Genomic DNA, 12,423 nt, shown 5'->3' with positions numbered 1-12,423 from the left:
TGCGCGCGCGGAGCGCATCCCCATAGCCTTCACAGGCACGAGGACAACGGGCCTTTCGGGATCCGCTGGATTCGTGTTGTACTGAACAAGCTCGGACCGGATTCTCCGGTCCCCCGAGACGCCGAGAGGAGGCGAGACCAGTGATCAGCTTCATGACGAGCCAGAAAATGACCGATCGTTCGGTCGTCGCCGCCTGCACCCTTGGCGCCTCGCTGCAGGGCACCGGTCTGTCCGGCTCCGGCCGGCTGTCCGGCCTCGAGGTCTCCCGTGCCGCTTCCCTGGTGATCCTGCCGGAGGCGAAGCGTGACGAGCGACCGACCCAGGCACCCGCAGTAGTGGCAGCGGCACCGGCAGCGAACGCGCATGCCTTTGCCGGCGCGGCGACCAACGGTGCCGAATCCCGGAAGCAGTACCAGACGCAGCAGGACACGTGGGCCCACCGCGGGCACGAACCCTGGAGAGATCCAGCCTGATCGGCATGATCAGGTCGGCACCTTCCAGGGCCGCGGAACCCACACCGGGATCCGCGGCCCTTTTGTTTTACCCAAGAGCCCGGCCACCAGCCGGGCCGAACAGACGAGGAACACACCACCGTGCAACTCCAGACGCACACCCCGTCCGTCGCCACCGACCTGATCCCTCCGCCCGACTCCCAGGAGACCCCTTTGCTGCCCCTCACCGAGCTCGACGACGAGATCGACCGCCTCGGCGCCGCCGTACCGTGCCGTACCTACGACCCGGAGGTCTTCTTCGCCGAGACCCCGGCCGACGTGGAGTACGCCAAGTCCCTGTGCCAGACCTGTCCGGTGCGCGAGGCGTGTCTCGCCGGCGCCAAGGACCGTCGTGAGCCGTGGGGCGTCTGGGGCGGCGAACTCTTCGTCCAGGGCGTCGTGGTGCCCCGCAAGCGTCCGCGTGGCCGTCCGCGCAAGAACCCGGTCGCGGCATGAACCTCAGCGGCGCGTACACCAGCGGCACCGGAACGATCGACCGTCCCGCCCAGCGGGACCCCCAGAAGCAGGACCCGATGAACCCCACCCTCACCGACACCACCGCACCCGCGAACTCCGGCGCGATCGAGTCGCGCCAGAACAGGACCCTCGAAATGCAACTCATCCCAGAAGCCCTGGCTCGTGCGCAAATGCAAGAGCGCTTGCAGGAGGCCGAGTCCGAACGCAGGGCCCAGCGCCTCGCCGCGGCCCGGCGCATGCAGCGCCGTGCCGAGCGGGCGTCGCTGCGCGCCCGGCGCGCCTTGGCCATGGCCGTCATGCAGTGAGCCACCGGCGGCCTGGCACGCGCACCGTGCCGGCGCCGCCCGGCGGTGTCACCACCGCATCACGCGGCCATGCGGTAGCACGCACCTCAGGGGCTGTCCAACTGGGCGGCCCCTGAGGGCGTTGTGCCCCCTTTACCGGCGGTGCCGGGGATATTGTCGGCTGATGAACCAGAAGACGTATGAACAGGCGGAGTTGGCGACCGGTGACGCGGTGTGTGTCCGGTGCGGTGCCGTGGCCGAGGGCGCCGCGCCGACCTGGACCTGCACCATCGTCAACGGCACCCGCCAGCACCTCTGCGACACCTGCACCCGCGCCTGCCTCCGCACCATCGAGTCCCACCTGGACCCGGTCGCCGCGAGATGAGCGGCTCGCCGCGCGGTGCGGAGGGGCGGCACGGTCGCGTCAGGCCGTGGTCTCCTCCGCCGTGGACCGGGGCTGTTCCGGTACGGACGGCGAGGTGTCGGCCGGGGTGAAGCCCGGGAGCCAGGACTCCAGCTCGTCGCGCATGCGGACGGTGGCGCCCAGCTGGCACAGGACACCGATCGTGCTCAGCGTCACGCGGTGTATGAGGAGGTAGGACGGGGGCAGATTGAGCTGGCGGCCGAGCTGGTAGGCGGGGGAGCGGGGATCGGCGATGCGCGCGGCCTGGGTGCGCATCCAGGAGCGGGTGAAGGTGAAGGCGTCCGCCTGGGCCGGTTCGATGATCGGGAGCAGATAGTCCAGCACCGCTTCGGGATCCAGCTCGATGGACTCCTTGACGAAGCCCTCCTCGCACAGCAGCTCGTAGACCGCCTCGGCCTCGCCGTCGAGCGTCATCCGCAGTGAGGTGCCGATCGTGGACGGTAGGCCGTCCGGCAGGCGGTCGACCGTGCCGAAGTCCAGCACGCCCAGCCGCCACTTCTCCGCCGGTCCTTCCGGGGCGTCACCGGTCAGCAGGCGGAAGTTCCCCGGGTGGGGGTCGGCGTGCAGCAGGCCCGTACGCGCGGTGCCCGAGAAGAGGAAGCGGGCCAGGAGCTGCCCGGCCCGGTCGCGCTCCTCCTCGGTGCCGTCGGCGATGACCTCCGACAGGGGGATGCCGTCCATCCACTCGGTCACCAGCACCTGGTCGCCCTGGTGGATCACCGCGGGCACCAGGACGTCCGGGTCGTCGGCGAACTCCTCGGCGTGCGCCTGCTGGGCCTCGGCCTCCAGGGCGTAGTCCAGCTCCTCGGAGACCCGGTCGCGCAGCTCGGAGATCAGCGGCTTGATGTCCATGCCGGGGATCAGCGGACCGAGCAGCCGGGCGAACCGGCCGAGCTGGGACAGATCGGAGAGCAGGGCGGCGCCCGCCCCCGGATACTGCACCTTGACGGCCACCTCGCGGCCGTCGTGCCAGACCGCGCGGTGCACCTGCCCGATCGAGGCGGCGGCCGACGGTTTGTCGTCGAACTCCGTGAACAGCTCGCGCCAGTCCTCGCCGAGCCGCTCCGCCAGCACCTTGTGCACGGTGTCCGTCGGCATCGGCGGCGCGGCTTCCTGGAGTTTGGTGAGCGCGGCGCGGTAGGGGCCGGCGATCTCCTCCGGCAGCGCCGACTCGAAGACGGACAGCGCCTGCCCGAACTTCATGGCGCCGCCCTTCAGCTCGCCGAGCACCCGGAAGAGCTGTTCGGCGGTCCGCTGCTGGAGCTCGCGGCCGACGAGGTCCGCCGACCTGCCCCCGATCCGCTTGCCCAGCCCCCAGGTGGCACGGCCGGCGAATCCCAGTGGCAGCGCGGCCAGCTTGGCGGTGCGGGTGACCGCCTTGCGGGGAAGATCTGACATTCGCCCCTCCAACTCACACTGTCCCCAACCGGGGTTACTCCGCCATTGTTACGTGTTGCCGACGCGGTTCCGAGGCACCCGTGGCCCCGGCCGGCCCCGCCGCACCGCAGCCGCACTCCGGATGCGGCGCGATCCGGGTCGTCCGCCAGTCCGCGCACGGCAGCGCGACCTCCATCCGGGCCCCGGTGCAGGGTGGCAACTGGCCGTCCAGGAACGCCAGCGCCTGTACGGCCGCCAGCCCTGCCACCGTCGTCGCCAGCGCAGCGTCGCACGCTGGCACGGCCGGTGCCCCGCGCCCCGAGCGCCACTGGGCGAGCAGCCGCGGCCAGGCCGGTTCCGCGTCCGTACGCCGCAGCTCCAGGCAGCCCGCGCAGGAGGAGCCGCCCGGCAGGACCAGCGGTCCCACCACACCCGTGCCTTCGACCACTCCGGCCAACAGGTGCGGGATGCCTGCGGACAGGAAGGGCTCGACCAGGACCGGGTCGGGAGCGTAGGCGGCGAGGCCGTCGCGCGGTGTGATCACGACGAGCGCGAGGCCCGACTCGCCCGCTTCCGGCGGCGCCTCTCCGGCGCGGTTTCCGCGCGACCAGGGAGAGGCGCGGTGCACCACGCTACGCGCGGCGGCGTCGCGCCGTATGCCGATGTGATCCGCTCGCACGCCGCCCGGCAGGACGTCCCACGGCTCGACCTTCCCGCCGTCCTGCACCTCCACCCGCCCGATGCCCGCCGCCGAGAGCAGCGCCGCGACCGAGGCCCCCACTCGCCCCGCGCCGCGCACCCGCGCTCGTACGGCGCGGCGCGCTCCCATGCGCTCCAGTCCACCCGCGGCCTCGGGATGCCGCACCGACAGCGACGCGAGATCCGCCCGCAACCGCCCGAAGGCCGCGGCGTCCGACCGCACCGCCTCGGCCGCCGGACCGCCCCCCGACGGCGTGTCCAACAGCCCCGCCCGCCCCAGCCGCTCCACCGTCCGCCGCGCGCGCTCGGCGGACAACCCCAGCGACTCGGCCGCTTCCGCCAGCTGACCGAGGCTGCGCGTGCCGTCGATCAAGGCCAGAAAGCTGCCCGTCGCGGTGTCCACGGGCCCCAGCTCCACCGCGTGCGCCGGGGCCACCCCGAACCGCACCGTCTCCCGGTCCCGCCAGCCGCGCCGCAGCGCGGGCTTCAACATCGGATGCATGAATCCGTCCCCCGTCGATCGGATCTCGTCCAGCACCGCCAGCATGCCCCGGCCGCCGGACGGGCATCGGAAGTTGTCCACAGCCGGCGGGCAATAGTCGTACAAGCCATGACCGCCTCTGGGCGTTTCGGCCGCACGGCAGAACCGGGAGGCGGGACTTCCCGCGCGGGCAGCGGGTAACGTCGGGGCGTGCCCGCCGACCCTTTGCGCCGAGCCGCAGACCCCCAACGCAGGACCGCCGCGCGCCCCGCGACCGGCGGCTCCGCGACGAGCGCGGTCGAGGTGCGCAGAAGCTCGCGGCGCCGCCGTACGGTCTCCGCCTACCGCGAGGGCGACCGCACCATCGTGCTGATCCCGGCCCGGATGTCCGAGGCGGAGGAACGGCGCTGGGTGACGGTGATGCTGGACAAGCTGGCCGCGCAGGAGAGCAAGCGGGTGCTCGGCGACGGCGAGCTGGCCGAGCGCGCGGAGCGCCTGTCGCTGCAGTACCTGGACGGCCGCGCCCGGCCCGACACGGTGCGCTGGGTGACCAACCAGAACACCCGCTGGGGTTCCTGCACGCCCGCCGAGGGCAGCATCCGCCTCTCGCACCGGCTCCAGGGCATGCCCGAGTACGTCATCGACTATGTGCTCCTCCATGAGCTGGCGCATCTTCTCGTCCCCGGTCACGGACAGCGTTTCTGGCAGCTCCTGGAGTCATACCCACGAACGGAGCGGGCGCGCGGCTATCTCGAAGGTGTGGTCGCGGCGGAGCGGCTGCCGCATCTGCCCGCCGCCCGTACGGAATAAGGCCGTTCCGCGCGATGCGTGCCGCGCCCCGGCATCGTCCGCCGTCAGCGGCAGCGGTTAGCCTGGCGCGACGTCAATCAGAGCGCGGAGCGGGAGCGGGGGACGGTCGTTACGTATGGCCAGGGAATTCCAGCGGGGCCACAAGGCCAGGATCAGTGATCTGACGGCCGGGACGGATCTGTACGTGGGCGTGCAGATCGCGGGTTCCGGCCTGACCTTCGACATCAGCTGCTTCGGACTCGACGCGGACGAGCGGCTCTCCGACGACCGGTACTTCGTCTTCTTCAACCAGCCCGCGTCGCCCGAGGGCGCGATCCAGCAGCTTGGCCCCCAGGCGGGCGACACCGAGTCCTTCCGGGTCACGCTCGACCGGATCCCGCGGCACATCCAGAAGCTCTCCTTCACCGCCACCCTGGACGGCGCGGGCCAGATGTCCCAGGTCGGGCCCGGCTACCTGCGCATCGTCGCCGGCGGCGAGGAGGTCGCCCGCTACGCGTTCAACGGCGGCGAGTTCACCACCGAGCGCGCCGTCATGCTCGGCGACTTCTACCTGAAGGGCGAGTGGCGCTTCGCCGCGGTCGGGCAGGGCTTCGACGGCGGACTGGAAGCGCTGCTGAAGAACTTCGGCGGCGAGGTCGCCGAGGAGGAGCCCGCGGCCGGGCCCGCGCCGCAGGGCGGCGTGCCGGGCTTCGCGCCGCCCGCCGCCTCCGAGCCCGCGCCGGGCTTCGCGGTTCCGACGGCGCAGGGGCAGCCCGCCCCGGCGCCCGCAGCACCGCAGCCGCCCGCCCCGGCCTTCGGCGCGCCCCCGAGCACGCCCCAGGGCGCCCCGCAGGGCCAGCAGCCCTACGGAGCACCGCAGCCGCCGGCGCCGCCCCGGCCGGAGCCGCAGATTCCGCCGCAGGCGCAGCCCCCGGCCCCGCCGGTGCACAGCGCCCCGACCATCGCGGCCCCGATGGTGCCGCCCGGCGCCCCGCCCGGCCGGCAGCCGCCGTTCGGCCAGGACCCGTACCAGCAGGCACCGCCCGCCCCGTACGGCCGGCCGCCCCAGGCAGCCCCGCAGGCACCGCCCCAGGCGCCGCCTCAGGCCTCGTACGGCCAGCCGGGCGGCCAGTTCCCCGGCCAGCAGGCTCCGGCCCCGTACGGCGCTCCCCAGGGCCAACCGTCCCCGTACGGACAGCCGTCCGCCCAGGGGCCCGGCCTCGGCGTCGTCCTGGACAAGTACCGCGAGGCGCCGACCGGCCAGCGGTGGACCCCGCAGAACGAGAAGCTGATCCGCGCCGACCTCGGCATCGACGGGCAGCCCGTGCTCGCCCGCCAGGGCAGCATGGTCCTCTACCAGGGCAAGGTCGACTTCAGCTACAAGGGCGCCGGTATACGGGGCCGCATCGTGGGCAACGCCACCGGCCAGGAGATGCAGCTGATGCGCTGCACGGGCCAGGGCCAGGTGTTCTTCGCGGACAACAGCGCCCATGTGCACCCGATCGAGCTCCAGGGCGACGCGATCTGCGTGTCGTCCGAGAGCGTGCTCGCCTTCGACGAGTCGCTCCAGCACGAGGTCCGCCGCATCGAGGGGCACGGCATACCGGGCGGCGCGCTGTTCACCATGCAGTTCCAGGGCACCGGCACGGTCGTGGTCAAGACCCGGGGCACCCCGGTCGTCCTCCCGGTCACCCCGACGACCTTCGCGGACGCCAACGCCATCGTCGCCTGGTCGGCAGCCTCCCAGGTGATCATCTCCAGCCAGGTGAGCCTGCGCCGCCACGCGTACCCGGGGCACTCCGGCGAGACCGTGAACCTCCAGTTCCGCGGCGCGCCCGGCAATTTCATCGTCGTCCAGCCCTACGAGGTCTGAGGGAGCCCGCCATGTACGAACAGCAAGTCCCGGGCTATGCCCCGGCCGGGCCCGTGGCCCGTATGGAGAACCACGGCAGCGCGATGGTCAAGATCGCCATGCAGAGCGGCCAGGACGTCTTCGCCCGCACCGGCTCGATGGTCGCCTACGAGGGCTTCGTCCAGTACGAGCCGAACCCGCCCGCGGTCCGCCAGATGGCCTCCCAGTGGCTGACCGGCGAGGGCGCGCCCCTGATGAAGTGCTCCGGTGACGGCCTGCTCTACCTCGCCGACTACGGGGCGGACGTCGTCTGCATCAACCTCGACGGCGACGCGCTCTCCGTCAACGGCACCAACCTCCTGGCCTTCGACGCACACCTCCAGTGGGGCGTGCAGCGGGTCAAGGGCATGGCGAAGTTCGCCGGTCAGGGGCTGTTCAACGTCGGTATCTCGGGCACCGGCTGGGTCGCGCTGACCTCCCGCGGCACCCCGATCGTGGTGGACTGCGGGCGCGGCGAGGACGAGACGTACGTCGATCCCGACGCGCTCGTCGCCTGGTCGACCAACCTGAAGATGAAGGGCAAGCGCAGCTTCAAGGCGTCCTCGATGATCGGGCGCGGCAGCGGCGAGGCGTATCAGCTCGGCTTCTCCGGCCAGGGCTTCGTCGTCGTACAGCCCAGTGAGGACAGCACCGACCGGCTCCGGGCCCGGGGCTGAGGGGGAGGACGTCAAGCCATCATGCAGAGTCCGCTTTTCGCCTACACCGAGGCGCAGACCCAGGAGCGGTTCGCCCTCCAGAACCCGCAGTTGCTGCGGGTCGCCCTACAGGGCCACGAGGACCTGCTCGCCCGTAAGGGCACCATGGTCGCCTATCAGGGGCTGCTGGAATTCGACGGGAACCACCAGACGCCGGGACAGCAGCACGCCCGCGCGATGTCGGGCGAGGGCCTGGACCTGATGCGCGTCTCCGGACAGGGCACGGTCTACCTGGCCAACCTCGCCCAGTACGTCCACATCATGGACGTGGACCACGACGGCCTGACCGTGGACAGCAATTACGTGCTGGCGCTGGACTCCGGCCTCCACTGGGAGGTCATCTCGGTGGACAGCCAGTACGGGATCTCCGGCACCGGCAAGTACCAGCTCAACATCTCCGGCCGCGGCAAGGTCGTCCTGATGACCTCGGGCCAGCCGCTGATGATGCAGGTCACCCCGGACAAGTACGTCAACGCCGACGCCGACGCGGTGGTCGCCTGGTCCGCCTCGCTCCGCGTACAGATGCAGGCGCAGACGCACTCCACGGGCGTGTGGCGGCGCCGCGGCAATACGGGCGAGGGCTGGGAGCTGAGCTTCCTGGGACAGGGCTACGCGCTCGTCCAGCCCAGCGAGCTGCTGCCGCCGCAGAACGCCGTCATCGGGTCCGGCCTGGCCGCCCAGTTCGGCATGGGCCAGCAGGGCGCCCACGGGCAGAACCAGGGCAACATCTTCACCAACTGAGGCCCACCGGCCGCGCGCCCCTCGACCGGGGCGCGCGGCAGACCGGCGCGCTCTACAGCAGCGCGCGCGTACGCTCCACGAGGCGCACGACCGAGTCGTCCGCCACGTCCGCCACCTCGTCGTACGGGAACCAGCGCAGATCCAGCGACTCGTCGCTGATCGCCGCCTCGGCCCCCTCGGGCGCCAGCGCCGCGTACTGCACGTCCAGATGCCACGCGCACGGCGTCAGATGCCGGTCCAGGCGCACCGGCCCGCCCAGCAGCGTCAGCCCGGACGTGATCCCGGACTCCTCGCGCGCCTCGCGCAGCGCCGCGTCCGCGAGCGTGGCGTCCTCCGGCTCGCAGTGCCCGCCCATCTGGAGCCACATCTTGAGCTTGCGGTGCAGCGTCAGCAGCACCTGCCCGCGCGCCGGATCGATCACCAGCGCGCTGGCGGTGATGTGCCCGGCCTTGCACGGCTTGCCCATGCCGTCCGGGTGGGTGGCCAGGTGGTCCAGGTAGTCCAGCCGCAGCCGGTCCTGCTCAGGGGACGGCGCGGGCCACTCCTTGAGGACCCGCGCCGCGTCGTCGTGAAGACTCACTTCTCGCCGTCGCCCCCGGGCTTTCCGCCCTCCTCGGAGCCGTCCTCGCCGGTCTCCTTGGTCAGGTCCGGCTTCGTCGTACCGCTGCCCGCGGCCTCGCCGAGCATCTTGTCCAGCTCGGAGAAGTCCAGCTGCTCGTGGTGGACGAAGCCGTCCGGGTCGTCCAGGTCGGCGGCCGTCGGGAGCATGTCCGGGTGCTCCCACAGGGCGTCCCGGCCGTCCAGGCCGCGCGCGTCCGTCAGCAGGGCCCACAGCCGCGAGGCGTCCCGCAGGCGCCGCGGACGCAGCTCCAGGCCGATCAGGGTGGCGAAGGTCTGCTCGGCGGGGCCGCCGGTCGCCCGGCGCCGCCGCAGCGTCTCGCGCAGCGCGTCCGCCGAGGGCAGGTGCGGGGAGGCGGCGGCGTGCACCACCGCGTCCACCCAGCCCTCGACGAGGGCCAGCGCGGTCTCCAGGCGGGCCAGCGCCGCCTTCTGCTCCGGGGTGTCCTCGGGCTGGAACATGCCCTGCTGGAGGGCGTTCTGCAGCTCCTCGGGGTGCTGCGGGTCGAGCTGGCCGACCACGTCCTCCAGCTTGGTCGTGTCGACCTTGATCCCGCGGGCGTAGCCCTCGACCGCGCCGAACAGGTGCGAGCGCAGCCACGGCACATGGGCGAAGAGGCGCTGGTGGGCGGCCTCGCGCAGGGCCAGGTAGAGCCGGACCTCCTCCTCGGGGACGCCGAGGCCGGAGCCGAAGTTGGCGATGTTGCCCGGCAGCAGCGCGGCCTTGCCGGCCGGCCCCAGCGGCAGCCCGACGTCCGTCGAGCCGACGACCTCGCCGGCCAGGACGCCCAGCGCCTGTCCGATCTGCGTACCGAACATCGCGCCGCCCATGGAGCGCATCATGCCGAGCAGCGGGCCCGCCATGGCCTGCATCTCCTCGGGCAGGACGTCGCCCATGGCCGCGCCGACGCGCTCCGCGACCGGGTCCACCAGGTCCTTCCACACCGGCAGGGTCTCCTCGACCCACTCGGCGCGGCTCCAGGACAGCACCGTGCCCGCTCCCGAGGGCAGCGACGTCACACCGTCCAGCCAGAGGTCGGCCAGGCGTACGGCCTCTTCGACGGCCGCCCGCTCACCAGGGGAGACGCTGGCGTCCATGGTGCCGTCCTCGGCGCCCTGCGCGACGGTCTGGCGCGCGATGTCCTTGGCCATGTCCCAGTTCACCGGGCCGCCCTCGTAGGAGAGCATCTGGCCCAGCTTCTGGAAGGCGGCACCGAGGTCGCCAGGGTTCATCTCGCCGCCAGGACCGCCCATGCCGCCGAAGAGCGCCGCGAACGGATTGTCCGCGCCGCCGCTCCCGCCGCCGAATCCGAACGGGTTCGCGGGGCCCTGGCTACCTCCCTGGCCGCCCTTCTTCTTGCCGTTGTCGCCGTCCTCCGGCTCCTCCGGCGGAAGGCCGAATCCAAATGGGGTGTCACTCACGGGTTTCCTCGGCTCGTAGGGCCGCCGGCCCCGGGCCGGCGGCGGCTGCCCGACATTCTCTTCCAGCCTAGACACCCCGCCCGCATCGGGGCTCGGTGCTTCGCCGCCCCGGTGCCTGCGGCAGGATGGACGCCACCTGGTACGTACGCGTCAGCACGCCCACGTACTGAAGACAACCGCTGGAGACGCCCGGTGAGTTCCCCAGATCCAACCGTTCGCGCAGCGCGAAACGCCGCTGCCGAGACCGAGAGCGCAGCCGAACAGGCGGGCGATGCGCCTGCCAGGCCGCTGCGCCGACCCGTCGTCGCGGTCACCGGCGCCGCCTCCGGCGTGGGTGCCCTGCTGACCCAGGCGCTGACCGAGTCCGACGAGGTCAAGCGGGTGGTGGCCATCGACGAGCGGCGCGGCGAGGCCGCCGAGGCGCACTGGCACGTCCTGGACGTCCGGGACCCGGCCATCGCCGACAAGCTGCGCGGCGCGGACGTCGTCGTGCACCTGGCCGTCGACCTCGACCTGGAGACCGACGCCGCGGCCCGTACGGCGTACAACGTCCGCGGCACGCAGACGGTCCTCACGGCCGCCGCGGCCGCCGGCGTGCACCGCGTCGTGCTGTGCACCTCCGCCATGGTCTACGGCGCGCTCCCGGACAACGATGTGCCGCTGGCCGAGGACGCCGAGCTGCGGGCCACCGCCGACGCCACCGGGGTGGGCGACCTCCTGGAGATCGAGCGCCTGGCGCACCGCGCGCCCCGCGCGCACCCCGGCCTGAACGTCACCGTCCTGCGCCCCACCGTCCTGGTGGGCGGTACGGACACCGCGCTGACCCGCTACTTCGAGTCGCCGCGCCTGCTGGTCGTCGCGGGGTCCCGCCCCGCGTGGCAGTTCTGCCATGTGGAGGACCTGGTCAGCGCCCTGATGTACGCCGCGCTGGAGAAGGTCGAGGGCGAGCTGGCGGTGGGCTGCGACGGCTGGCTGGAGCAGGAGGAGGTCGAGGAGCTGTCCGGGATCCGGCGCATGGAGCTGCCGTCCTCCGTGGCGCTCGGCGCCGCCGCCCGGCTGCACCGCATCGGCCTCACACCGTCGCCCGCCGGTGACCTGGCGTACACGATGCACCCGTGGGTCGTCAGCGGCAGCCGGCTGCACGAGGCGGGCTGGCGCCCCCGGTGGACGAACGAGGAGGTGCTGGCCGAGCTGCTGGAGGAGGTCGCGGGCCGGCACACCGTCGCGGGCCGCCGGCTGGGCCGCAAGGACGCCACAGCGGCCGGTGCGGCGGGCGCGACCGTCGCTCTCCTGGGCACCGCCGCCCTGGTCCGCCGCGCCCGCAAGGCCCGCCGCCGCATCTGAGGTGCCGGTCGCGGCCGGGGTGCCTCCGTAGCCGGCCGCGAGGTGCCTTCGTACGGCCGCGGGCGGCCTTCGTGCGGTCTGACGGCCGCCTCCGGCCGCCCGCCTGTAGAAGCCTCCAGACGGCCTTCCGCAGGACCGGCGGAACGGCCATGCCACGCGGCGCCTCCCGGTACGGCACGATGGGGGTATGCCAGGCATGTATGACCACCCCGGTGAGCTGAGCGCGGCGGACCCGATCCGCCTGCTCGCCGTCCGTGACACCCCGCTCTCCCTGGACGAGGTCTTCGCGGCCGTCGGCGACCCGGCGGCCGGCGGGACGGCCCTGTTCGTCGGCACGGTCCGCAACCACGACAGCGGCGCGGACGTGGACACCCTCGGGTACTCGGCGCACCCGAGCGCCGAGGCCGAACTGCGCCGCGTCGCCGAGAAGGTGGCCGCCGACTTCCCCGTACGCGCCCTGGCCGCGGTGCACCGGGTGGGCGACTTGGTCGTCGGTGACCTGGCCGTGGTCGTCGCCGTCTCCTGCCCGCACCGCGCGGAGGCGTTCGCGGCCTGCCGGCGGCTGATCGACGACCTCAAGCACGAGGTGCCGATCTGGAAGCACCAGCGCTTTTCGGACGGCACCGAGGAATGGGTCGGTGCCTGTTGACGGCCGGTTTCCGGCGGTGG

At 72.8% G+C, this 12,423-nt stretch carries 14 protein-coding genes; 10 read left to right on the top strand and 4 right to left on the bottom strand.

The genetic code is table 11. From position 1 onward, the window contains the following. The first annotated feature begins 140 nt into the window (after positions 1 to 140). The 4 genes from CP984_RS13455 (at position 141) to CP984_RS13440 (ending at position 1,637) form a co-directional block, all read left to right on the top strand. Positions 141 to 473: a hypothetical protein gene (locus tag CP984_RS13455; protein ID WP_003984434.1), complete on the top strand. Its 333-nt coding sequence runs from the start codon at positions 141 to 143 to the stop codon at positions 471 to 473. A 120-nt stretch (positions 474 to 593) separates the two neighbouring features. Next, on the top strand, positions 594 to 947 hold the full coding sequence (locus CP984_RS13450; RefSeq protein WP_003984433.1) for a WhiB family transcriptional regulator: 354 nt from the start codon (positions 594 to 596) through the stop codon (positions 945 to 947). Continuing rightward, positions 944 to 1,273 carry a hypothetical protein gene (locus tag CP984_RS13445; RefSeq protein WP_003984432.1) on the top strand — a complete coding sequence of 110 codons (330 nt, stop codon included), beginning with the start codon at positions 944 to 946 and terminating at the stop codon, positions 1,271 to 1,273. Before CP984_RS13450 ends, CP984_RS13445 begins: the two co-directional genes overlap by 4 nt. Positions 1,274 to 1,436: 163 nt before the next feature. Next, the gene (locus CP984_RS13440; RefSeq protein WP_003984431.1) at positions 1,437 to 1,637 is read left to right on the top strand and encodes a hypothetical protein; all 201 of its coding nucleotides are present in this window, start codon (positions 1,437 to 1,439) and stop codon (positions 1,635 to 1,637) included. 39 nt (positions 1,638 to 1,676) lie between these two features. On the opposite strand, the gene CP984_RS13435 is transcribed toward CP984_RS13440, so the two are convergent. Together CP984_RS13435 and CP984_RS13430 are read right to left on the bottom strand one after the other, a co-directional pair. Further along, positions 1,677 to 3,074, bottom strand: coding sequence for an ABC1 kinase family protein (locus CP984_RS13435; protein WP_003984430.1), 1,398 nt, complete (start codon positions 3,072 to 3,074; stop codon positions 1,677 to 1,679). Between the two features lie 34 nt (positions 3,075 to 3,108). Then, positions 3,109 to 4,254 carry a TOMM precursor leader peptide-binding protein gene (locus CP984_RS13430; RefSeq protein WP_032921702.1) on the bottom strand — a complete coding sequence of 382 codons (1,146 nt, stop codon included), beginning with the start codon at positions 4,252 to 4,254 and terminating at the stop codon, positions 3,109 to 3,111. Positions 4,255 to 4,443: 189 nt separating this feature from the next. On the opposite strand from CP984_RS13430, the gene CP984_RS13425 reads away from it, so the two are divergent. From CP984_RS13425 to CP984_RS13410, 4 genes are all read left to right on the top strand, one after another. Next, positions 4,444 to 5,043 carry a M48 metallopeptidase family protein gene (locus CP984_RS13425; RefSeq protein ID WP_030184429.1) on the top strand — a complete coding sequence of 200 codons (600 nt, stop codon included), beginning with the start codon at positions 4,444 to 4,446 and terminating at the stop codon, positions 5,041 to 5,043. Between the two features lie 115 nt (positions 5,044 to 5,158). Beyond that, positions 5,159 to 6,895, top strand: coding sequence for a TerD family protein (locus CP984_RS13420; RefSeq protein ID WP_030184436.1), 1,737 nt, complete (start codon positions 5,159 to 5,161; stop codon positions 6,893 to 6,895). Positions 6,896 to 6,906: 11 nt separating this feature from the next. Then, positions 6,907 to 7,590 carry an AIM24 family protein gene (locus CP984_RS13415; protein ID WP_003986151.1) on the top strand — a complete coding sequence of 228 codons (684 nt, stop codon included), beginning with the start codon at positions 6,907 to 6,909 and terminating at the stop codon, positions 7,588 to 7,590. A gap of 21 nt (positions 7,591 to 7,611) precedes the next feature. Further along, positions 7,612 to 8,370 carry an AIM24 family protein gene (locus CP984_RS13410; RefSeq protein ID WP_003986150.1) on the top strand — a complete coding sequence of 253 codons (759 nt, stop codon included), beginning with the start codon at positions 7,612 to 7,614 and terminating at the stop codon, positions 8,368 to 8,370. A gap of 52 nt (positions 8,371 to 8,422) precedes the next feature. Here the strand turns inward: CP984_RS13410 and CP984_RS13405 are convergent, their stop codons facing one another. Both CP984_RS13405 and CP984_RS13400 read right to left on the bottom strand, forming a co-directional pair. Beyond that, the gene (locus tag CP984_RS13405; RefSeq protein WP_003986149.1) at positions 8,423 to 8,950 is read right to left on the bottom strand and encodes an NUDIX hydrolase; all 528 of its coding nucleotides are present in this window, start codon (positions 8,948 to 8,950) and stop codon (positions 8,423 to 8,425) included. Then, entirely contained in the window at positions 8,947 to 10,410 is a 1,464-nt protein-coding gene (locus CP984_RS13400; protein WP_003986148.1) for a zinc-dependent metalloprotease, read from the bottom strand. Before CP984_RS13400 ends, CP984_RS13405 begins: the two co-directional genes overlap by 4 nt. A gap of 192 nt (positions 10,411 to 10,602) precedes the next feature. Here CP984_RS13400 and CP984_RS13395 point away from each other — a divergent pair, with 192 nt between their 5' ends. Both CP984_RS13395 and CP984_RS13390 read left to right on the top strand, forming a co-directional pair. Further along, positions 10,603 to 11,754, top strand: coding sequence for an SDR family oxidoreductase (locus tag CP984_RS13395; RefSeq protein WP_030184439.1), 1,152 nt, complete (start codon positions 10,603 to 10,605; stop codon positions 11,752 to 11,754). A 187-nt stretch (positions 11,755 to 11,941) separates the two neighbouring features. Beyond that, positions 11,942 to 12,403 carry a molybdenum cofactor biosynthesis protein MoaE gene (locus CP984_RS13390; protein ID WP_030184442.1) on the top strand — a complete coding sequence of 154 codons (462 nt, stop codon included), beginning with the start codon at positions 11,942 to 11,944 and terminating at the stop codon, positions 12,401 to 12,403. Positions 12,404 to 12,423 lie beyond the last annotated feature (20 nt).

The sequence above is a fragment of the Streptomyces rimosus genome, assembly GCF_008704655.1.
GTDB classification, from domain to species: Bacteria; Actinomycetota; Actinomycetes; order Streptomycetales; family Streptomycetaceae; genus Streptomyces; species Streptomyces rimosus.
The sequence above is the reverse complement of the archived record's forward strand: the minus strand, read 5'-3'. Positions and strand labels throughout refer to the sequence as shown.